Source organism: Streptomyces sp. NPDC005794, from assembly GCF_042871445.1.
Classification (GTDB): Bacteria; Actinomycetota; Actinomycetes; order Streptomycetales; family Streptomycetaceae; genus Streptomyces.
Genome location: NZ_JBIAIN010000011.1, coordinates 59,274 through 80,348, shown reverse-complemented (window position 1 = coordinate 80,348; position 21,075 = coordinate 59,274). Strand labels below are relative to the sequence as shown.

At 71.6% G+C, this 21,075-nt stretch carries 21 protein-coding genes; 14 read left to right on the top strand and 7 right to left on the bottom strand.

Going from position 1 to position 21,075, the window contains the following annotated elements:
• Nucleotides 1-42: 42 nt before the first annotated feature.
• Together ACFYQ5_RS19190 and ACFYQ5_RS19185 are read right to left on the bottom strand one after the other, a co-directional pair.
• Nucleotides 43-2,172, bottom strand: coding sequence for an MMPL family transporter (locus ACFYQ5_RS19190; RefSeq protein ID WP_389198842.1), 2,130 nt, complete (start codon nucleotides 2,170-2,172; stop codon nucleotides 43-45).
• A 95-nt stretch (nucleotides 2,173-2,267) separates the two neighbouring features.
• Entirely contained in the window at nucleotides 2,268-2,762 is a 495-nt protein-coding gene (locus tag ACFYQ5_RS19185) for a MarR family winged helix-turn-helix transcriptional regulator (RefSeq protein WP_389198841.1), read from the bottom strand.
• 156 nt (nucleotides 2,763-2,918) lie between these two features.
• Between ACFYQ5_RS19185 and ACFYQ5_RS19180 the strand changes: the two genes are divergently transcribed.
• From ACFYQ5_RS19180 to ACFYQ5_RS19165, 4 genes are all read left to right on the top strand, one after another.
• Nucleotides 2,919-3,893: a sporulation protein gene (locus ACFYQ5_RS19180; RefSeq protein ID WP_389198839.1), complete on the top strand. Its 975-nt coding sequence runs from the start codon at nucleotides 2,919-2,921 to the stop codon at nucleotides 3,891-3,893.
• Between the two features lie 127 nt (nucleotides 3,894-4,020).
• Nucleotides 4,021-4,257, top strand: a complete 237-nt coding sequence (locus ACFYQ5_RS19175) for a twin-arginine translocase TatA/TatE family subunit (protein ID WP_389198838.1) — start codon at nucleotides 4,021-4,023, stop codon at nucleotides 4,255-4,257.
• 122 nt (nucleotides 4,258-4,379) lie between these two features.
• Nucleotides 4,380-5,891, top strand: coding sequence for an SDR family oxidoreductase (locus ACFYQ5_RS19170; RefSeq protein ID WP_389198836.1), 1,512 nt, complete (start codon nucleotides 4,380-4,382; stop codon nucleotides 5,889-5,891).
• On the top strand, nucleotides 5,888-7,267 hold the full coding sequence (locus ACFYQ5_RS19165) for a cryptochrome/photolyase family protein (protein ID WP_389198835.1): 1,380 nt from the start codon (nucleotides 5,888-5,890) through the stop codon (nucleotides 7,265-7,267). The genes ACFYQ5_RS19170 and ACFYQ5_RS19165 overlap by 4 nt, the downstream gene beginning before the upstream one ends.
• 4 nt (nucleotides 7,268-7,271) lie before the next feature.
• Here ACFYQ5_RS19165 and ACFYQ5_RS19160 read toward each other — a convergent pair whose 3' ends face one another.
• Complete coding sequence (locus ACFYQ5_RS19160; protein ID WP_389198833.1) at nucleotides 7,272-8,114, bottom strand: DUF1206 domain-containing protein; 843 nt, start codon at nucleotides 8,112-8,114, stop codon at nucleotides 7,272-7,274.
• Nucleotides 8,115-8,156: 42 nt separating this feature from the next.
• The gene (locus ACFYQ5_RS19155) at nucleotides 8,157-8,696 is read right to left on the bottom strand and encodes a DoxX family protein (protein WP_389198832.1); all 540 of its coding nucleotides are present in this window, start codon (nucleotides 8,694-8,696) and stop codon (nucleotides 8,157-8,159) included.
• A gap of 205 nt (nucleotides 8,697-8,901) precedes the next feature.
• Here ACFYQ5_RS19155 and ACFYQ5_RS19150 point away from each other — a divergent pair, with 205 nt between their 5' ends.
• Entirely contained in the window at nucleotides 8,902-10,917 is a 2,016-nt protein-coding gene (locus ACFYQ5_RS19150) for an FAD-dependent oxidoreductase (RefSeq protein ID WP_389199098.1), read from the top strand.
• A gap of 33 nt (nucleotides 10,918-10,950) precedes the next feature.
• Nucleotides 10,951-11,529, top strand: coding sequence for a PadR family transcriptional regulator (locus tag ACFYQ5_RS19145; protein ID WP_389198830.1), 579 nt, complete (start codon nucleotides 10,951-10,953; stop codon nucleotides 11,527-11,529).
• Here the strand turns inward: ACFYQ5_RS19145 and ACFYQ5_RS19140 are convergent.
• A complete protein-coding gene (locus ACFYQ5_RS19140) occupies nucleotides 11,526-12,497 on the bottom strand; it encodes a hypothetical protein (RefSeq protein WP_389198829.1) in 972 nt (323 codons plus the stop codon). The genes ACFYQ5_RS19145 and ACFYQ5_RS19140 overlap by 4 nt on opposite strands.
• Nucleotides 12,494-13,309: a phosphatase PAP2 family protein gene (locus tag ACFYQ5_RS19135; RefSeq protein WP_389198828.1), complete on the bottom strand. Its 816-nt coding sequence runs from the start codon at nucleotides 13,307-13,309 to the stop codon at nucleotides 12,494-12,496. The genes ACFYQ5_RS19140 and ACFYQ5_RS19135 overlap by 4 nt, the downstream gene beginning before the upstream one ends.
• Nucleotides 13,310-13,472: 163 nt before the next feature.
• Between ACFYQ5_RS19135 and ACFYQ5_RS19130 the strand changes: the two genes are divergently transcribed.
• The 5 genes from ACFYQ5_RS19130 (at nucleotide 13,473) to ACFYQ5_RS19110 (ending at nucleotide 17,361) form a co-directional block, all read left to right on the top strand.
• Entirely contained in the window at nucleotides 13,473-14,117 is a 645-nt protein-coding gene (locus ACFYQ5_RS19130; protein WP_389198827.1) for a TetR/AcrR family transcriptional regulator, read from the top strand.
• Nucleotides 14,118-14,325: 208 nt separating this feature from the next.
• Nucleotides 14,326-15,339 carry an SPFH domain-containing protein gene (locus ACFYQ5_RS19125; RefSeq protein ID WP_389198826.1) on the top strand — a complete coding sequence of 338 codons (1,014 nt, stop codon included), beginning with the start codon at nucleotides 14,326-14,328 and terminating at the stop codon, nucleotides 15,337-15,339.
• Nucleotides 15,336-16,235, top strand: a complete 900-nt coding sequence (locus ACFYQ5_RS19120; protein ID WP_389198824.1) for a hypothetical protein — start codon at nucleotides 15,336-15,338, stop codon at nucleotides 16,233-16,235. The genes ACFYQ5_RS19125 and ACFYQ5_RS19120 overlap by 4 nt, the downstream gene beginning before the upstream one ends.
• An 80-nt stretch (nucleotides 16,236-16,315) precedes the next feature.
• Entirely contained in the window at nucleotides 16,316-16,816 is a 501-nt protein-coding gene (locus tag ACFYQ5_RS19115) for an NUDIX hydrolase (RefSeq protein ID WP_389198822.1), read from the top strand.
• Between the two features lie 50 nt (nucleotides 16,817-16,866).
• Nucleotides 16,867-17,361, top strand: a complete 495-nt coding sequence (locus ACFYQ5_RS19110; protein WP_389198820.1) for an FBP domain-containing protein — start codon at nucleotides 16,867-16,869, stop codon at nucleotides 17,359-17,361.
• Between the two features lie 27 nt (nucleotides 17,362-17,388).
• Here ACFYQ5_RS19110 and ACFYQ5_RS19105 read toward each other — a convergent pair whose 3' ends face one another.
• A complete protein-coding gene (locus ACFYQ5_RS19105; protein WP_389198818.1) occupies nucleotides 17,389-18,087 on the bottom strand; it encodes a GntR family transcriptional regulator in 699 nt (232 codons plus the stop codon).
• Between the two features lie 201 nt (nucleotides 18,088-18,288).
• Between ACFYQ5_RS19105 and ACFYQ5_RS19100 the strand changes: the two genes are divergently transcribed.
• The 3 genes from ACFYQ5_RS19100 (at nucleotide 18,289) to ACFYQ5_RS19090 (ending at nucleotide 21,054) form a co-directional block, all read left to right on the top strand.
• Nucleotides 18,289-19,314, top strand: coding sequence for an amidohydrolase family protein (locus ACFYQ5_RS19100; protein ID WP_389198816.1), 1,026 nt, complete (start codon nucleotides 18,289-18,291; stop codon nucleotides 19,312-19,314).
• Between the two features lie 27 nt (nucleotides 19,315-19,341).
• A complete protein-coding gene (ligK, locus tag ACFYQ5_RS19095; RefSeq protein ID WP_389199097.1) occupies nucleotides 19,342-20,025 on the top strand; it encodes a 4-carboxy-4-hydroxy-2-oxoadipate aldolase/oxaloacetate decarboxylase in 684 nt (227 codons plus the stop codon).
• Nucleotides 20,026-20,133: 108 nt separating this feature from the next.
• Nucleotides 20,134-21,054, top strand: coding sequence for an amidohydrolase family protein (locus ACFYQ5_RS19090; protein WP_389198814.1), 921 nt, complete (start codon nucleotides 20,134-20,136; stop codon nucleotides 21,052-21,054).
• The last annotated feature ends 21 nt before the right edge of the window (nucleotides 21,055-21,075 follow it).

The window sequence follows — 21,075 nt, the reverse complement described above, 5'->3', positions numbered from 1 at the left end:
TGGGGCACCCGGGACCGTATCCCTTCGGATCCCGGGCCGGAGTTACGACAGGGGCCTGCTCCCCTCAGGTGCGTCCTTGCCGCCCCGGCTGAGCACCCCCGGCCACCAGGCGGTGGGCCCGATGTCCCGGACGAGCGCGGGCACCAGGAGCGAACGCACCACGAGGGTGTCCAGCAGGACGCCGAACGCGACGATGAACGCGATCTGGACCAGGAAGGCGAGCGGGATGACCCCCAGGGCCGCGAAGGTGGCCGCCAGCACGACCCCGGCCGAGGTGATGACCCCGCCCGTGGTGGTCAGTCCACGGAGTACGCCCTCCCGGGCGCCGTGGATCAGGGACTCCTCGCGGACCCGGGACATCAGGAAGATGTTGTAGTCGACGCCCAGCGCGACCAGGAAGACGAATCCGTACAGCGGGACGGACGAGTCGGTGCCGCTGAAGCCGAGGACGTGCTCGAAGAACAGGGACGCGATTCCCAGCGTGGCGAGGAAGTTGAGCGCCACCGTCGCCACGAGCAGCAGCGGCATCAGCAGGGAGCGGAGCAGACCGATCAGGATGACGAGGATGATGACCAGCACCACGGGCACGATGATGTTGCGGTCGTGTTCGGCGGTCTTCTGCGTGTCGTACTGCTGCGCGGTGTAACCGCCGACGAGTGCCTCGGCGCCGGGGACCGCGTGGACCGCGTCGCGGATCCGCGTGACGGTCTCCTTGGCGGCGTCGCTGTCGGCCGCGTCCGCGAGGGTGGCATCGATACGGACCCGGCCGTCCACGACGAGCGGGTCTCCGCCCCCCGGGCGCCCGGAGGCCGTCACCACGGAGACGTTCGCGACGCCGGGCATGTCCCGGGCCGCGGTGACCACCTGCTGGGTGCGGTCGGCGTCGGCGATCACGACGGCGGGGTTGCCCGATCCGCCGGGGAAGTGCCGGCCCAGGGTCTCCTGCGCGCTGACCGACGGTGCGTCGTTGACGAAGATCTCCTTGAGTGGCACCCCCTTGGAGTTCAGGGTCGGCATGAAGGCGGCACACGCGAGGAGACCGATCAGCGTGACAGCCCACACCTTGCGCGGGGAGCGGTCGACCAGACCGGCGATCCGCGACCAGATCCCCGTCGAGCCGGAGGCGGGCTCGGCCTCCCCCTCCTTCGGCTTGGCCGGCCAGTACGCGGCCCTGCCCAGCAGGACCAGGACGGCCGGCAGGAAGGTGAGAGCGCTGAGGACGGAACACACGATGCCGATGGCGCCCACGGGCCCCAGGGCGCGGTTGTTGGTCAGGTCGCTGAGCAGCAGGGCGAGGAGGCCCAGCGCGACGGTGGCGGCGCTGGCCGTGATCGGCCCCGCGGACTCACGGAGCGCGGCTCGCATCGCGGTCCACCGGTCCGCGTGCCGCACCAGCTCTTCGCGGAACCGTGCGGTGAGCAGCAGGGCGTAGTCGGTGGCGGCGCCGATGACCAGGATCGACAGGATGCCCTGGACCTGCCCGTCGACCCGGACGATGTCGTGGTCCGCCAGTACGTACACGATCGCGCAGGCGACGCCGAGGGCGAAGACCGCGCCGATGATGATGATCAGGGGCAGCAGCACACTCCGGTACACGAGGAGCAGGATGACGAGCACGGTCACCAGCGCGACACCGAGAAGCAGTCCGTCGATGCCGGCGAAGGCGTCGGACAGATCGGCCTGGGAGGCCGCGGGGCCGGCCAGTCCGACCACCGTTCCGGGTACGCGTTCCGCCGCGCTGCGGATGTCCGCGAGCGCGTCGGGAAGGCCGTCCCCGAGGTCCGGCCGCAACTGGACGACACCTTCGAGCGCCTGACGGTCCTTCGACGGCAGCGCGGGACTCACCTGACCGGCGACGCCCGGCCCGCCCTCCACGGAGGCGAGCGCGGCCGTCGCGGCCTTCTGCTGCTCGGCGTCGAGCTTTCCGCCCTCGGCGTCGGAGGTCCAGACCACGACGGCGGGGACGGTCTGCTGCTTGCTGAACGCCTTCTGGGCCTCGACGACCCGGGTGGACTCGGCGCTCTGCGGCAGGAACGAGGCCTGGTCGTTGGTGGCTACTTCACCGAGCTTCCCGGCGTACGGGCCGAACGCCCCGCCGACGACGAGCCAGGCGAGAACAAGGAATACGGGGACGAGGAACAGCCGGCGAACCGGCTTCGATGCGGTGGACATGGGGCTCCTGGGGCGGCCGCGATCTCTCAATCATAATGTATCTCAATGATTAAGATTACATGCCGCAGAGCACACCTCTGCGAGGGCAGGGCGGTTCAGCGCCGGGGAACCTGCATTCGGGCGAGTTCGCCGTTCATCCGGCCGAGGAAACGGAGCGCGGCCTCCAGCTCCTGCGGCTCGGAGGCGGAGCGCGCCTCCGCCGCCGCCTCGGCGAGAGGCATGAAGAAGGAACGGGCGGCCGACTTGGCCCCGGATTCGTAGTACAGGTGCACGACCCGCCGGTCGGAGCTCTCCCGCGCGCGCCGGATGTGACCGGCACGCTCCAGGCGGTCCAGACAGGCGGTGACCGCGCCGGACGTCAGGCCGAGGTGTTCGCGCAGCCTGCCGGGGGTCAGCGGCGCGTCCGCGTCGAGGATCGCACCCAGCGCCTGTACGTCGGTGGTGTGGAGACCCTGCGCATGCGCGAAAGCGTGAACCAGTCGGTTGATCTCGCCGTTCATCCGGCGCAACTCCACGGCGAGCGCCTGGAGCTCCGGCACCCCGGTGGCACCGGGGCGCGCTCCGTCACGAGAGTCGTCCGCACTGTTCACCGCCCCATACTAGGGCGCGGACGCGAGCGCGCGAGCTCCCTCCCCCACGGGACGGCGACGCCACTTCGGCAGTCCATCACCCCTCTATACTTCTACAGTTGTGTAGAAATCTGCTGAACGCGTACTCCGCGTACGGAAGAAGGAGCGGACGCCACGATGGTGTTCAAGAAACTGCTCGGCTCGCTCGGCGTGGGCGGCCCGACCGTCGACACGGTCCTGGAGCCCGGGGCCGTCACGCCCGGCGGCAGCCTCGGCGGCCACGTCCGGCTGAAGGGCGGCAGCGCCGATTTCACGATCGAGCACATCACGCTGGAGCTCGTCGCACGCGTCGAGGCCGAGCAGGAGGACGGCGAGTCCGAAGGCACTGTCGCCTTCGAGCGCTTCACCGTCAGCGGCGGCTTCATCCTGACCGCGGACACGGAGCACAGCATTCCGTTCACCGTGGCAGTCCCCTGGGAAACCCCGGTCACCGAGCTCTACGGACAGGACCTCGGCATCGTCCTCGGCGTACGCACGGAGCTCTCCGTCGCGGGCGCCAGGGACAAGGGAGACCTCGACCGGCTCACCGTGCGCCCCCTGCCCGCCCAGGAGGCCGTACTCGAGGCGTTCGGGCAGCTCGGGTTCGGCTTCAGCTCCGCCGACCTGGAGCTCGGGCACATCCGCGGCAGCGGACAGCGGCTGCCCTTCTACCAGGAGATCGAGCTCTCACCCGCACCGCGGTACGCGGACCGGGTCAACGAGGTCGAGGTGACGTTCCTCGCCGGAGCCGACGGCCTGGAGGTCGTACTGGAGGCCGACAAGCGGGGAGGCCTCCACTCCCACGGCGGCGACACCGTCAGCCGTTTGACCATCGGCGCGCACGAGGCCCAGGGACGCGACCTGGCCGCCGAGATCGACCGGTGGATCCGGGCGCTGGCCGACACCCGCTCGCCGCACGGCGCCCCGGGGGCGTACGGACACGCCGACGGGCCTGCGCATCACTCGGGCCCCGGCCTCGGCACCGCCGTGGCCGTCGGGGCGGCTGGTGTCGCCGTCGGCGTCGTGGGCGGGATGGTCGCCGCCGAAGTCATCGACGAGGTGGGCGACTTCTTCGAGGGCGACGAAGAGGAAGAGGAGGACGACGAAGGCTGAGGCCGGGACGGGGAGACACCCTGCCGCATCCTTCTACAGTGCTGTAGATTTTGCTCGCCCGGGCGCCCCAGGGCATCTTCGCGGTCGCCGTGCGAGTGGCCCACACCGTCAGGGAGAGACAGCCGTCATGTTCGGAATCAGCGAGATCGCCATCTTCATCGTCCTCGCCGTCCTGGTCTTCGGTGCCAGGAAGCTCCCCGAACTCGCCCGCTCCCTGGGCAAGTCGGCCCGGATCCTGAAGAGCGAGGCGCGGGCCCTGAAGACGGACGACGTCGCTCCTGCCGGCCCGGCGGGCCCCGGGGCCGGTGCGGCGGACCCGCGCGTCATCAAGGGCACCGTCACCGAGAGGACCGAACAGCACTGAGGTCCGGCCCGCCCCGCCACCCGGTGGGGTGGGCTTCGGCGTGTCAGGGCCCCGTCGGCAGACGGAATCCTCCGCACGGGTGACACCGTGGACGAAGGACACACGAGCCGGAGCGAGGGGCCATGGACAGCAAGGACGACAGCGGCGGACTGCGGTGTCTCGTGACGGGCGCGACGGGATACATCGGTGGCCGCCTCGTACCCGAACTGCTGGACGCCGGCCACCGGGTGCGCTGCCTGGCGCGCACGCCGGAGAAGCTGCGGGACCATCCGTGGGCGGCCGAGGCCGAGGTCGTCAAAGGTGATGTGACGGACGCGCAGTCCGTGCGCGCGGCGATGACGGACATCGACGTCGCGTACTACCTGGTGCACGCGCTGACCAGCGGGCCGGGTTTCGAGCGGACCGACCGTGAGGCGGCCCGCGTCTTCGGCGAGCAGGCGCGGGCCGCCGGAATCCGGCGCATCGTGTACCTCGGCGGGCTCACCCCCGCCGGTGTCCCCGAACGGGACCTGTCCCCGCATCTGCGCTCGCGCGCCGAGGTCGGACGCATCCTGCTCGAGTCGGGCGTGCCGACGACCGCGCTGCGCGCCGCGGTGATCATCGGTTCGGGTTCGGCGTCCTTCGAGATGCTGCGCTACCTCACCGAGCGGCTCCCGGTCATGGTCACCCCCAGCTGGGTGTCGACCCGGATCCAGCCGGTCGCGGTCCGGGACGTCCTGCGTTACCTCGTGGGCAGTGCGCACATGCCCGCCGAGGTGAACCGCGCGTTCGACATCGGCGGACCGGACGTCATGACGTACCGCGACATGATGCAGAAGTACGCGCAGGTCGCCAAGCTCCGCCACCGGCTGATCCTGCCGGTGCCGATGCTGTCGCCGGGGCTGTCGAGTCACTGGGTCGGACTGGTCACGCCCGTGCCGGCGTCGATCGCCCGCCCGCTCGCGGAGTCCTTGCGCTACGAGGTCGTGTGCCACGAGCACGACATCGCCGGCCACGTCCCCGACGGCCCGGGGCAGCCGTTCTCCTTCGCCACCTCGCTCTCGCTCGCCCTGCAGCGGATCCGCGAGGCGCGGGTGACGACACGTTGGTCCTCCGCCTCCACCCCCGGCATCCCGAGTGATCCGCTGCCCACCGATCCCGAGTGGGCGGGCGGCAGTCTGTACACGGATGTGCGCGAGCTCGACGTGGACGCCGCACCCGAGACCCTGTGGCGGGTCATCGAGGGGATCGGCGGTGACAACGGCTGGTACTCGTTCCCCCTGGCATGGGCGGTCAGGGGATGGCTGGACCGGCTGGTCGGCGGGGTGGGCCTGCGCCGGGGCAGACGGGACGCCCAACGGCTGAGGGTCGGTGACTCGCTGGACTTCTGGCGGGTCGAGGAGATCGAGCCCGGCCGGCTGCTCCGGCTCCGCGCGGAGATGCGGCTGCCCGGCCTGGCCTGGCTGGAGATGTACGCCGAACAGGGCGAGGACGGCCGGTCCCGTTACCGGCAGCGGGCCCTCTTCCATCCCAACGGGCTGCCCGGCCACGCGTACTGGTGGAGTGTGTCCCCCTTCCACGCGGTGGTCTTCGGCGGGATGGCCCGCAACATCGCACGGGCCGCCGCCAGGAAGGCGGCGGGTGGTCCGGCATGACCGTGGCAGTCGTCCTGTTCACCGCCGATCTGCGGCTGCACGACCATCCGCCGCTGCACGCCGCCCTCGCGTCGGCCGACGAGGTGGTCCCCCTGTTCGTCCTGGACGAAGCCGTCGAGGCCGCCGGATTCGGCGCGCCCAACCGACGCGCGTTCCTGGCCGACTGTCTCCGGGACCTGGACACCGGTCTCCGCGAGCGCGGCGGGCGCCTGGTCCTGCGGGAGGGTGACGTCGCCGCCGAGGCCGGCCGGATCGTCACGGAGACCGGTGCCGACACGGTGCACATGGCGGCGGACGTCAGCGCGTTCGCGCAGCGCCGCGAGGAGCGGCTGCGCGAGGTCCTCACGTCCGTGGGCTGCCGGCTGCGCGTACACGACGCCGTGGTCACCGCGGTCGCGCCCGGAGCGGTGGTGCCCTCGGGCGCGGGCAGGGACCACTTCTCCGTCTTCACCCCGTACTTCCGCCGTTGGTCCGAGGAGGGCGTCCGCGCCCCGTTCCGGGCGCCTCGCGCCGTGCGCGTGCCGGAGGGCCCGGCTTCCGCCGCGCTGCCCTCACGGGCGGACATCCCGGGGCTCTCCCCCGGTCTCGCCGAGGGCGGAGAGGCGGAGGGGCGGAAGCTGTTCTCCGCATGGCGCCGGCAAGGGCTCGCGTCGTACGAGGAACGCCACGACGACCTCGCGGGCGACGCGACCTCACGGCTCTCCCCGCACCTGCACTTCGGCACGCTCTCCCCCACCGAGCTGGTCGGCCGGTCCCGCGCCGCGGGGGGCCCGGGTGCGGAGGCGTTCGTACGGCAGCTGTGCTGGCGGGACTTCCACCGCCAGGTCCTGGCCGCGCGCCCGGCGGCCTCCCACGCCGACTACCGTCCCCGGCAGGACGGTTGGCGCAGCGGGCGGGCGGCGTCGGACGACACGGCCGCCTGGAAGGAGGGCCGCACCGGCTACCCGGTGGTGGACGCGGCGATACGGCAACTGCTCCACGAGGGCTGGATGCACAACAGGGGCCGGCTGCTGACGGCGAGCTTCCTCGCCAAGACGCTGTACGTGGACTGGCGGACCGGAGCGCGTCACTTCCTGGAACTGCTCGTCGACGGGGACATCGCCAACAACCAGCTCAACTGGCAGTGGGTGGCGGGGACGGGCACGGACAGCCGGCCCAACCGGGTGCTCAATCCGGTGACCCAGGCCAAGCGGTACGACCCGGACGGAGCGTACGTCCGCCGCTGGGTTCCCGAGCTCGCGGAGATCTCCGGGCCCGCCGTGCACGAGCCGTGGAAGCTGCCGGAGGCGGAACGCTCCCGCTGCGGCTACCCGGAACCGGTCGTGGGACTCGCGGAGGGCCTGTCCCGCTTCAAGGAGGCGCGCGGACTCGGCTGAGCGTTCAGATCTTCCGATAGCGGGCGTCGGCCCAGGAGAAGAGACCGAAGGCCGCCAGGCCGACCGCGATGAACGCGAGCAGCCAGGGCCCCGCGGGCGTCTCGGTGAAGGAACGCAGGGTGTCGTCCATGCCCTTGGCGCGGCCGGGTTCGTGCTGGACCGCGGCTGCCACGGCGAACCCGCCCGCCGTGGCGAAGACCGCGCCGCGGACGGTGCCGCCGAAGACGCCGGTGACGTCGACGGCCTGACGGACCTTCCTCGTCATCGTGCCCGTCCTCAGATGCTTGTGGTACGTGCGCGCGACGGCCCGGCAGGCCATCCAGAGACCGGCACCGATCACGGCCGCGCCCGCGACACCCACGATCCACCGGCCGCCGGTCCATTGCAGGGCACGCGCTGTGACGTCGTCGGTCTGCCTGTCGCTGGATCCACTGCCGCTGCTCCGGTCACCAGCGGCGTAGGAGAGCACGGAGTACGACACGAAGGCGTAGAAGAGGAAGCGTCCTGCGGCCGTGGCGCGCCGGCTCGTCCTGTTGCCGTCGGGGCCCGCCTGGCCGAAGAACGCCTCGGACAGGCGCCAGAGGGCCATGCCGGCCAGCGCCACCCCGAGCACCCACAGCAGGATGCTTCCGAAGGGCTTCTCGGCTATCTCAGCGATGGCACCGCCTCGGTCCGCCTGCTTGCCGCCTCCGTCGGAGAAGGCGATGCGCAGGGCGAGCAACCCCACCAGCAGGTAGATCACCCCGCGCGCCACGAACCCGGCGCGGGCGCCGACGTCCATGGCGCGGCTGCGCGCGGCTCTTCTGGCCTGACCACGTGCGTTCATCGACAGTGCGTTCGCGTTCATGCACTGCCGATTGCCCGTGAAACGGCGATCAATGCGGGAGAGCTATACCTCCTCGTCGCCCGGCTCGCTCCGGGCCGCCGCCTGCCCCCTGGCGCGCCGGCCGACGACGGACGCCGCTGCCAGGGCACTGCCCGCGAACGCGAGGGCGACGACCCACGGCTTGTCGAGGACGTGCCCGGTGGCGTGGTCCAGGGAGTAGCGGCCGGCGCCCGTCACCCCGATCGCGGCGGCGGCGAAGCCGAGGAACGCCGGGTACTCGTAGCCGCCGCCCATCGCGAAGAAGCCGGCGGGCGCGTGCACGGCGACCGCACCCGCCATCGTGCCCGCCGCGGCGGCACCGGCCGCGGGGGTGGCGAGGCCGAGGGCCAGCAGGACCCCGCCGCCCGCCTCGCCGAGGCCGGCCGCCAGGGCGCTGTGCTTCGGCGGGTGGAAGCCCATGGCCTCCATGGCCGCGGTGGTCCCCTCGACGCCCCCGCCGCCGAACCACCCGCCCAGCTTCTGGCTGCCGTGGGCCGCCAGGACGGCTCCCGTACCGACCCGGAGTACGAGAAGTCCGAGATCACGTCGGTTGATGCAGGTCATGGAGGTCTCCTGTCGGCAAGGAGGAGCAGCGGCGGTGAGCCGTACGGATCCACTGTCGTCCGGGCCGGGCTGTGGGGTCCGGTGGAGCTACGCCGTTCGTGGGCCGCCCGCGCCAGGACTGCGACGTACGTCATTGTGCAACTAGTTGCACAATCTCGTTCGGGTGGTCTACAACTGGCTCGACGACACCTGCGAGGAGCCCCGGATGAGCCCGTACCCCACCCTGCTGAGCCCGCTCGACCTCGGATTCACCACACTCCCGAACCGGGTCCTGATGGGATCGATGCACATCGGTCTCGAGGAGGTCGAGCGCGGCTTCGAGCGGATGGCCGCGTTCTACGCGGCCCGCGCACGCGGTGGGGTGGGCCTCATGGTCACCGGGGGGATCGCTCCCGGTCCACGCGCGTGTTCCTTCCCCGGCGGCGCCATGATGACCACCGAGGCGGAGGCGGAGCAGCACGCCGAGGTCACGGCGGCGGTGCACGCCGAGGGGGGCCGGATCGCGATGCAGATCCTGCACTTCGGACGCTACGCCCATCACCCGGACCTGGTGGCTCCGAGCGCGCTCAAGGCTCCGATCAGCGCGTTCACCCCGCACGCGCTCACCGACGACGAGGTCGAGGAGACCATCGAGGACTTCGTCCGGGCCGCGGAGCTGGCGCGGCGCGCGGGCTACGACGGTGTCGAGATCATGGGCTCCGAGGGCTACCTGATCAACGAGTTCATCGTCGCCGCGACCAATCACCGCGAGGACCGCTGGGGCGGGTCGTACGAGAACCGCATCCGCTTCCCCGTCGAGATCGTGCGCCGGGTCCGCGAGCGGGTCGGTCCCGACTTCATCCTGATCTACCGGCTGTCCATGCTGGACCTGGTGCCCGGTGGTTCCACGCTGGAGGAGGTCGTCCGTCTCGCACGTGAGGTGGAGGCGGCGGGCGCGACCCTCATCAACACGGGCATCGGCTGGCACGAGGCCCGCATCCCGACCATCGCGACCTCCGTACCGCGCGGCGCCTTCACCTGGGTGACGGAGAAGGTGCGGGGCGCGGTCTCCGTTCCGCTGGTGACCAGCAACCGGATCAACACCCCCGAGCTGGCGGAGGAGATCCTCGCCTCGGGCCGCGCGGACATGGTGTCGATGGCGAGGCCCTTCCTCGCCGACCCCGACTTCGTCGCCAAGGCGGCCGAGGGCCGCGCCGACGCGATCAACACCTGCATCGGCTGCAACCAGGCCTGCCTGGACCACGTGTTCAGCCTGCAGATCACTTCGTGCCTGGTGAATCCGCGCGCCTGCCACGAGACCGAACTGGTGCTTGCGCCGACCCGCGTCCGCAAGCGCGTCGCCGTGGTCGGCGCCGGGCCCGCGGGGCTGGCGTGCGCGGTCACGGCCTCGGAGCGCGGACACGCGGTGACGCTGTTCGACGCGGCCGACGAGATCGGCGGTCAGCTGAACGTCGCACGCCGGGTCCCCGGCAAGGAGGAGTTCGACGAGACGCTGCGCTACTTCCGTACCCGGCTCGCGGAGGAGGGGGTCGAGCTCCGGCTCGGTACGCGTGCCGACTCCGCCGCGTTGGACGGATACGACGAGGTCGTCCTGGCGACCGGCGTCGAGCCGCGCACCCCCGCGATCCCCGGCGTCGGGCACCCCAGCGTGGTCAGTTATCTGGACGTCCTGCGCGACGGCGTGGAGGTCGGTGACCGGGTGGCGGTCGTCGGAGCGGGCGGGATCGGCTTCGACGTCGCGGAGTTCCTGACCGACGGGGGCGATGCGGCGAGCCTCGACCCGGAGGTCTTCTTCCGGCAGTGGGGCGTGGACACGGGATACGCGGACCGGGGCGGGCTGCGGGCACCGGAACGCCCGAAGCCTCCGCGCACGGTGCATCTGATCCAGCGCAAGGCGAGCAAGGTCGGCGCCGGACTCGGGAAGACGACCGGCTGGATCCACCGCACCGAACTGCGCCACCGTGGCGTGACGATGATCGCGGGCGCCTCCTACGACCTGATCGACGACGAGGGTCTGCACCTCACCGTGGACGGCGAGCAGCACCTGCTGCCGGTCGACACCGTGGTGCTGTGCGCGGGTCAGGAACCGCGCCGTGAACTGTACGAGGAGCTGCGGGCCGCGGGGCGTCCGGTGCATCTGATCGGCGGCGCCGACGTGGCCGCCGAACTGGACGCCAAGCGTGCGATCCGCCAGGGCACGGAGCTCGCCGCGGAGCTGTGAGCGCCCGGTCCTGAGGTCCCTAGGATGCACTCCATGTCACTCCCGCACGCGATCCTCACCGCCCTGCTCGAGAAGCCGTCGTCGGGTCTCGAACTGACGCGCAGGTTCGACCGGTCGATCGGCTACTTCTGGCCGTCCACGCATCAGCAGATCTACCGCGATCTGGGGAAGCTGGAGCAGGCCGGACACATCCGGGTCCTGCCCACGGCGCAGCCGGCCCGGGGGCAGAAGAAAGAGTACGAGGTGCTGGCCGCGGGTCGCGAGGAGCTGACGGCCTGGGTGTCCCTGGCCGAGGATCCCCGGCCGGTCCGCGATCCGCTGCTGCTGAGGATGCGGGCGGCCGCCGTGGTCGGAGCCCCGGGACTGGCCGGGGAACTGCGCAGGCACCTGGCGCTGCACCAGGAGCAGCTGGCGGAGTATCTGGAGATCGAGAAGCGGGACTTCCCTCCGGAGCGGACCACCGAGGAGGACCGGCTGCGCCACCTGGTGCTGCGCGGGGGCATCGACCTGGAGACCTTCTGGACGGGCTGGCTGACCAGGGCGCTCGACGACCTGGAGGGCTCCGAAGAGCGGGGCGGCACCCGGACGCCCCGCTCTTCGGACGTTTCCTAACCGGGGCCGCCGCCCGGGGAACCGACCGGTTCCGGACGCAGCGTGAGCGGCTCGGTGGCGCGTGGGGCGGTGACAGGCCCACCGGTGATGACGACCCTCGACCGCTGCCTGGTGACGTCGGCCGGCGCGGGAACGGCCCCGGCCGCGCTCCGCGCCGCGCGGCTGAGCAGGATCACGCCCTGCACGGCGGCCCCGGCGCCGAGGAGCGCGGGGACCAGGCCGAGCAGTCCGCCCTGGAGGCGCTCGCCGAGCAGGACCAGGCCGATCGCGGCGGCGGCGACCGGATTGGCGAGGGTGACGACGGCGAGCGGCGCGCCGAGGCCACCCCGGTAGGCGGTCTGGGAGAGCAGCAGGCCGCCCAGGGCGAAGACGGAGACGAGTGCCGCCACCATCACCAGCCGCCAGCTCAGCAGCGGGCCCGAGTGGTCGGTCGCGGCGACCGTCAGGGTCTGGGTGAGGGCGGAGGCCACCCCGGACGTGACGCCCGACGCCGCGGCGTGCCGGAGGCCGGGGCGGGTGCCGGGGCGGCTGAGCGCGGCCACGAGTGCCATGGTGACGGCCCCGACGCCCAGGGCCTCGGGGAGGCTCAGTGTGTCGTGCGGCGAGGCGCCGCCCGCGGCCAGGAGCAGCGCGGCGAGACCGATGAGGGTGAGCAGCGTGCCGCGCCATTCCGTACGGCTGACCCGGCGGCCCGCGGAGCGGGCCCCGAGCGGGACTGCGGCGACGAGGGTGAGCGCGCCGAGCGGCTGGACCAGGGTGAGCGGTCCGTACTTCAGCGCGGCGACGTGCAGCAGCGCTCCGCCGGCGTTCAGGCCGACCGCCGACCACCAGGCTCCGCGGCCCAGCAGGCTCAGCGCTCCGGCCGAGGCTTCGGTCCGGCCGGCGAGCCGGGCCTGCGCCACCGCGGCGGCCGCGTAGGCGCCGGCGGAGACGAGGGAGAGCGCGACGGCTATGAGTGTGGCGTTCATCGCCGCACTCCGGACCGTGCGTACGCGGGGGACGCGTAGCTCTGCGCGGGGACGACCATCGGCCAGGACAGGTGCGTACGGACCGGCGTGCGCGGCAGCCGGAGCGCGGCGTAGGCGACGGCGAGCAGCGCGGAGACCACCATCGCGTCGAGCCAGTAGTGGTTGGCGGTGCCCACGATGACCAGCAGGGTGAACAACGGGTGCAGCAGCCACAGCAGGCGCCAGCGGGAGCGCGTGGCGACGATCAGCCCGACGGCGACCGCGAGGGCCCAGCCGAAGTGCAGTGAGGGCATGGCCGCGAACTGGTTGGCCATCGAGTCGGTCGCGGGGGTGTCTCCGTACACCGTGGGGCCGTAGACCTGCCCGGTGTCGACGAGGCCCGCCGTGTGCAGCATCCGCGGAGGGGCGAGCGGGAAGAGCAGATGCAGTGCGAGCGCGGCGCCGGTGAGCACGGCCAGGATGCGCCGGGACCAGACGTAGTGGCGCGGGCGGCGCCAGTACAGCCAGGCGAGGAAAGCCAGGGTGGCAGGGAAGTGCACGGCCGCGTAGTAGGTGTTCGCCGCCTGGACGAGCGTGGTGTCGTGCAGCAGAACGCTCTGCACGGCTCCTTCACCGGGGAGCCCGAGGGCTCGCTCGAAGCTCCATACGTGGCCGGCGTTGTGGAAGGCCTCCTCGACATGGCCGTTCGCGGCCTGCCGGCCGAGTTTGTAGACGAGGAAGAGTCCGGCTACCAGAAGCAGTTCACGGACGAGGGGCGGTCGGGCTGAGGTGTCCGGCTCCCGCTCCGCAGGCTCACTGCGGGTGTACATCACCCGTGCCCCTTTGCTGACGATGCGCTGTGACGACGTACCGCATGGCCAGTCCATGCCGTATCGATACGCCAGTGTACCGATACGTCGGCGTATCGGTACACTGGCGTATCGGTACACTGGCGTACCGAGGGTCCCCGCCGCAGAGTCGCAGAGAGGGAAGCAGATGCCGTCGCCCGGTTCAGCACAGGAGTCCGTACCCGCGTCACGCCGGTCGAAGATCACACCGGAGCGGGCGCAGGAGCTCTACTCCGCCGTGCTGGACCTGCTCCGGGAGAGCGGCTACGACTCACTGACCATGGAGGGCGTCGCCTCCCGCACCCGGTGCGGGAAGTCCACGCTCTACCGCCAGTGGGGCTCCAAGCCGGAGCTGGTCGTCGCCGCGCTGCACGGCACCCGCAGGACCCTGTTCTCGGACATCGACACCGGCAGCCTGAGGGGCGACCTGCACGAGGCGGCACGGGTGGTGGAGGCGGCGTCCAACCAGGACACCGCGCTGATGCACGCACTCAGCCACGCCGCACTCCAGAACCCCGACCTGCACTGCGCCCTGCGCTCCACTCTGATCACACCGGCCATCAGGGCGATCGACGCGATGGTCGAGCGCGCCGTCCGGCGAGGCGAGATCGAGGCGGGCAACCCCGCGGCGGACTACGTGGCCGCCCAGATGTTCGGCGTCATGCGCGCCCGGCCACTCCTGCGGGAGCGCTACGACGACGACGCCTTCCTCGCCCGCTTCATCGAGTGCGCCGTACTTCCCGCACTCGGACTCCCCACCTCCCCGCCCGCCACCCAGGGCGGCGGGACCTGATGAACGTGGGCCGTCGCCCGAGCGGATGACGACGGCCCACCCGCGCGCCGCACCGTGGGGACGGGGACGGCGCACACCGGCCGGCCGGTGGTTTCCGAGGAGACCACCGGCCGGCCGCATTTTTCCCACCCACCCCCTTTCTCGTCCTCTTGACGATATCTATCGGGATCCATTATCGTCTCCATGACGAGAAAGAGGGGGTCCCGACATGGCTGACATCACCCGGCGCTTCGGCTGGCGCCACCTGCGCTCCGCGCCCACCACCCACATCCGCCACCACCATCGCGGCAGGCTCGCCCATGACGGCCCCGGGATCAGCTTCTGGTACCGCTCGCTCTCGGCGGCGCTCTCCGAGGTCCCGGTCGACGACCGGGAGCTGGCGATGGCGTTCCACGCCCGCACGGCCGACTTCCAGGACGTCACCGTGCAGGCCACGGTCACCTACCGGATCAGCGACCCGGCCGAGGCCGCCGCCCGGCTCGACTTCTCGGTGGACCCCGACACCGGGGTCTGGCGCGGTGCGCCGCTGGAGCAGCTCGCCACCCTGCTCACCGAGACCGCGCAGCAGCACACCCTGGACGTCCTGGCCCGCACTCCGCTCGCAGCCGCCCTCGTGGACGGGGTGGCCGCCGTACGGGAGCGGGTCGCCCACGGACTCGCCGCCGAGCCCCGGCTGCCCGCCACCGGCATCGACGTGGTCGCCGTGCGCGTCGTCGCCATCCGCCCCGAGGCGGAGGTCGAGCGCGCCCTGCGCACCCCGGCCAGGGAACAGATCCAGCAGGAGGCCGACCGGTCGGTGTACGAGCGCCGGGCGGTCGCGGTCGAGCGCGAGCGAACGATCGCCGAGAACGAGCTCGCCAGCAAGATCGAGCTCGCGCGCCGCGAGGAGCAGCTGGTCGACCAGCGCGGTACCAACGCCCGCCGGGAGGCCGAGGAGAAGTCGGCGGCCGACGGAGTGCGTACGGCCGCCGAGGCCGCCCGCACCGTGCGGCTGGCCCGCGCGGAGGCGGAGGCCGCCCGCGACATCGGTGCGGCGCGCGCCGAGGCCCAGGCGGCCTGGCTGCGGGCGCACGCGGATGTCGATCCCGGCACGCTGCACGCCCTGGCCGCGACGCGGCTGGCCGAGAACCTGCCACGCATCGACAGCCTCACCCTCTCCCCCGACGTCCTGACGGGCCTGCTCGGCCGACTCGCCAGGCCGGAGCCGGAGGCGCGGGCGTGAGCCTGGCCCCGCGCGCGGTGCTGGTGCACCGTACGACCGAGTACGAGGAACTCCTGGCGCGGCACGGCACACACGGGCAGGCCGCGTTCGTGCTCGCCGGCCGCGGCCGGTCCATCGAGGAGGTGGCCGAGCGCCACCGGCGCAACGAGCGGGCACTCACCGAGGTGGCGGCCGCCGTGCCGTTGCGGTGGCGGCGCTCCCGGGTGGAGCGGGCGGACCTCGACCGTTTCCTGTTCGGGCCCGAGGACGTGGTCGTCGTGGTCGGGCAGGACGGACTGGTCGCCAACGCCGCGAAGTACCTGTCCGGACAGCCGGTGGTGGGCATCGACAGCGATCCGGGCCGCAACCCGGGGGTCCTCGTACGCCACCGGGCCCGCGACACGGCGGCTCTGTGCCGGGCCGCCCTGTCACCCGACGGACACGTGGACGCCCTCACGATGACCGAGGCCGTCGCCGACGACACACAGCGGCTGCTCGCCCTCAACGAGATCTACCTCGGATCGTCCGGCCACCAGACCGCCCGCTATCGCATCGGCCCCGACGGCGCCCCGTCCGCCGGCGAGTCCCAGGCGTCGTCGGGTGTCCTGGTCGGCACGGGGACGGGCTCCACCGGCTGGCTGCGCTCCCTGTGGACCGAGCGCGGCAGCCCGCTGCGGCTGCCGGCTCCCTCCGATCCCCGGCTGGTCTGGTTCGTGCGCGAGGCCTGGCCGTCACCGGTCACCGGCACCTCGATGGTCGCGGGCGAACTGGGGCGCCGGGACGGCCTCAGGCTCACCGTCGAGTCGGACCGGATGGTGGTGTTCGGCGACGGGATGGAGTCCGACGCACTGGAGCTGACGTGGGGCCAGTCCATTCGGCTCGGAGTCTCGGACACCACTCTGAACCTGGTGGCGTGACCTCCGTGTGAGGATGACCGGGTCCTTGGGGCCCTGGGATTCCGGGGGCCCGCATCCGACCGGCCGGGAGCAGGCAGCGCATGACCACCGATTCCACGAACGTCCCGCCGCGGAACGCCCGCCCGCCGCTCGCCCAGGCCTCCTTCGGGGTGGGCGTCGTCGTGCGCGACGCGGCGGGCAGGATCCTGCTCGGCAGGCATCACGGCGGCACCTGGGAGCTTCCCGGCGGCAAGGTCGACCCGACGCACGAGTCGGTCGCGGCGGCCGCCGCCCGCGAACTGCGCGAGGAGACGGGTCTACGGGTACCCGTGGACGCCGTGACCGTCTTCGCGATGGTGCACGACGTGGTGGGCGGCATCAACCGGATCAGCATGGGCGCGCTGGTGGAAGCGGAGTCCGCGAGTGCCCGGGTCACCGAACCGCATCTCATCAGCGTGTGGCGGTGGACCGTCCCCGAGGAGCTGCCGAGCCCTCTGTTCGACCCGTCGGCCCAGATCCTGTCGGCCTGGCGTCCCGATCTCGGCATCGCCCATCCGGCTGCCCACCACCTGCGGATCGCCGCACCCCAGGTGGGGACCTAGAGCAATTAATCATTTGCCTAGGCCTCATAGGCAGAGTTAGCGTCGGTGCCATGAGAGCCGTACGTGAGCAGGACATCCGCGCGTCGTTCGTCAATTGCTCGAAGGGGGAGGCGAAGCGCCTGCCGATGCCCCGCGACCTGGAGGAGCGCCGGTGGGACGATCTGGACTTCCTGGGCTGGCGTGACCTCTCGGCGCCGGACCGGAGCTATATCGTCACCGAGCTGCACGGCGAGCTCATCGGGATCACGCTCCGTTTCCCGTCCCATCAGCGCGGCTTCCTGCACCGCAGCATGTGTTCGGTCTGCCTGACCACGCACCCCGGCAGCGGGGTGTCGCTGATGACCGCCCGGAAGCGGGGACAGGCCGGCCGGGACGGCAATTCGGTGGGCATCTACCTGTGCACCGACCTGGCCTGCTCCCTGTACGTACGCGGCAAGAAGGACCCCGCCCCCGGCGGGCGCTTCGAGGAGTCACTTACCCTCGAACAGCAGATCGAGCGGACCAGGAGCAAGCTCTCCGCGTTCCTCGGCCTGCTCGCCGCCTGACCGGGCGGGGCGTGACCGGCTGCCCGGTCAGCCGAGGCGGATCGCCACGGGGGTGTCCTTCAGCGCCGCGATGACGCTCTCGACGTGCGCCCGCGCGGCCGCCTCCGCCGCGTCGCGGTCGCCCGCGACCACGGCGTCGATGATCGCCAGGTGCTGCGGCAGCGACTGCGCCGGACGGCCCGGGCGCAGAGCGAGCCGGAACTGGTAGCGCACCATCTGGCCGTTCATCCGCTCGAGCAGGGCCTGCGCCACCTTCTGGTCGCTGACCTCACCGACGCATTCGTGCAGCCTGCGGTTCAGCACCGAGTAGGCGTCCGGGTCACCGTCCGCCACGGCCCTGCTCATCGCCGAGCCGATGTCCTTCAGCTCCTGACGCACCTCGTCGGAGGCGTACTCCGCCGCCCGCCTGGCACACAGACCTTCCAGCAGGGCCCTGCACTCGGTGATCTGGATCGCCTCCTCGACCGAGATCACCCGCACCCGCGCCCCGCGCCGGGGAATCAGCTCCACCAGCCCTTCGGCGGCAAGATCCTGCAGCGCCTCCCGCACCGAGCTCCGCGTCGCCCGGAAGACCTCGGACAACTCCTGCTCGACCAGGCGCTGTCCGGGCACCATGTCGCCCGCCGCGAGCGCCTCCCGGATACCGCTGGAGACCGCGTTCCGGCCTGTCCGGCCGGTGACCTGATTCGACGTCACCCCTCCGCCTTTCGCACATCGTCGGGACATCCCACACCGCGTGAACCCACACCGCGACACCAGCGATGATGCCTGAAACTTTCTCGTCAGGCATATTGTCAACAATTTCATCGACCGTTACGGTGACGTGAACGGACGGCCGGGTGGGACAGCCCGGCGAGCATCCCTCCGGCTCGTGCGCGCAGGCGATGCGTGCAGGCAACACCCGCAGGCACTTCACAGAGGAACGCGATGATCATCGACTGCCACGGCCACTACACGACGGCCCCGCCCGCGCTGGAGACCTGGCGGAATCAGCAGATCGCCGGACTCTCGGACCCGTCCGCCTCCCCGCTGAGGGCCGATCCGAAGATCAGCGACGACGAGTTGCGCGAGAGCGTCGAGCCGAACCAGCTGCGGCTGATGGACGAGCGCGGCATCGACATGACGATCTTCTCGCCCAGGGCGTCCTTCATGGCCCACCACGTGGGCGACTTCAGCACCTCCGCCGAGTGGGCGGCCATCTGCAACGAGCTGTGCTTCCGCGTCAGCCGGCTCTACCCGGAACGCTTCGCCCCCGCTGCCATGCTTCCGCAGTCACCCGGCACCGACCCCGCCACCTGCGTACCGGAACTCACCAGGTGCGTCGAGGAGTACGGCGCCGTCGCGCTGAACCTCAATCCGGACCCCTCCGGGGGCCACTGGACCGCCCCTCCCCTCACCGACCGCTCGTGGTACCCGCTGTACGAGAAGATGACCGAGTACGACGTCCCCGCGATGGTGCACGTCAGCACCAGCGTGAACCCCGCGTTCCACACGACCGGGGCGCACTACCTCAACGCCGACACCACCGCGTTCATGCAACTCGTGCAGGGCGACCTGTTCACGGACTTCCCCACGCTCCGGCTGGTCATTCCGCACGGCGGCGGCGCGGTCCCCTACCACTGGGGCAGGTTCCGCGGTCTGGCGACGGCACTCGGGAAGCCGCCGCTCGAGGAGCACGTCCTGGACAACGTCTTCTTCGACACGTGCGTCTACCACCAGCCCGGCTCGGACCTCCTCTTCGACGTCGTCCCCACCCGCAACATCCTCTTCGCCTCGGAGATGATCGGCGCCGTCCGCGACATCGACCCCCGGACCGGTCACCACTTCGACGACACGCGCCGTTACACCGAGGCCGCCGGGCTGTCCCCGGAAGGATTGGCCGACATCCAGGAGCACAACGCGCGCTCCGTGTACCCACGCCTGGACGCCCTGCTGAAGCGTCAGGGCCGCTGAACCCCGCGGAAGGAAGTGAGCACAGCCATGTACGAACTCGGAGTCGTCCACCGCACGGTCGAACGCCCGGACCGTGCGGACGTCGAGGCCCTGAAGCCGTTCGGTGTCAGCACGGTCCATGAGGCCATGGGCCGCACCGGTCTGATGCGCCCGTACATCCGCCCCGTCTATCCGGGGGCGGCGTTCCGCGGCACCGCGGTGACCGTACTTCTTCAGCCGGGTGACAACTGGATGCTGCATGTGGCCGTGGAGCAACTGCAGCCGGGCGACGTCCTCGTGGCGGCGTGCACCACCGAGTGCGAGGACGGGTTCTTCGGCGAGCTGCTCGCCACGTCGGTCCGCGCTCGCGGTGGCGTGGGTCTGGTCATCGACGGCGGGTGCCGTGATGTCGGAGAACTGCGGGAGATGGATTTCCCCGTCTTCAGCCGTGCCGTCAACTCCAAGGGCACCGTCAAGGCCACCCTCGGCTCGGTGAACGTGCCCGTCGTGTGCGCCAACGCGCTGGTGCACCCGGGCGATGTCGTCGTGGCGGACCCGGACGGCGTGGTCGTCGTACCCGCCGGCCGGGTCGCGGAGGTCGCGAACGCCTCCCGCCGCCGTGAGGACAACGAGGCGGACAAGCGCCGCCGCCTCGCCGCGGGAGAGCTCGGCCTCGACATGTACGGCATGCGTGGCCCGCTCGAGGCCGCGGGGCTGCGCTACATCGACTGACCGAGGGCGCGGCGACGCGAAGCGGACGCGGGCGACCCCGCCCGGTCCGCCGCCCCCGCGCACCCGGGTGCACCCCGCGCCTCCCCCCATGAACCACGAGGAGATCCCATGAGTGTGCGTTCCCCCAAGACCCCTGGCTGGCTGGACTGGCACCAGGAGCCGTCCGTACCCGCGTTCCGGCTCCCGGCGGGCGCCGTCGACGCCCACTGCCATGTGTTCGGCCCGCAGGACGAGTTCCCCTTCGCCGCCGAGCGCAAGTACACGCCGTGCGACGCGGGCAAGAGCCGGCTGGCCGCTCTGCACGGCCGTCTGGGAGTCAGCCGCGCCGTCATCGTCCAGGCCACCTGTCACGGCGCCGACAACACCGCGATGACCGACGCCGTCCGCTCGGCCGGTGACCGGGCGCGGGGCATCGCGACCGTCCGGCCGGACATCTCCGACGCCGAACTGCGCGAGCTGGACGCGGCGGGGGTGCGCGGGGTGCGTTTCAACTTCCTTCGCCGCTTGGTCAACACCTCCCCGAAGGAGGACCTGACCAGAATCGCCGACAGGATCGCTCCGCTGGGGTGGCACATCGTGCTCTACTTCGAGAGCGCTGATCTTCCCGAGCTGGAGGACTTCTTCGGCTCCCTGCCCACCCCCCTCGTGGTGGATCACATGGGCCGGCCGGACGTGACTCTGCCGGTGGGCGGCCCGCAGTTCACCCGTTTCCTCCGCTTCGTCGGCGCCAACGACGTATGGGTGAAGGTGACCTGCCCCGAGCGCCTCAGCGTGACCGGTCCCGCCGCCCTCGACGGGGAGGAGCACCCGTACGCGGATGTCGTGCCCTTCGGCCGCCGCGTGGTCCGGGAGTTCGGGGACCGGGTGCTCTGGGGCACGGACTGGCCGCACCCCAATCTCACCGACCACATGCCCGACGACGGGCTCCTGGTCGACTACGTGCCGCAGGTCGCGGTCACCTCCGAGGAGCAGCGCCGCCTCCTCGTCGACAACCCGATGAGCCTGTACTGGCCCGGCGAAGGCATCTGACTCCCTCCCCACCCGCACTCC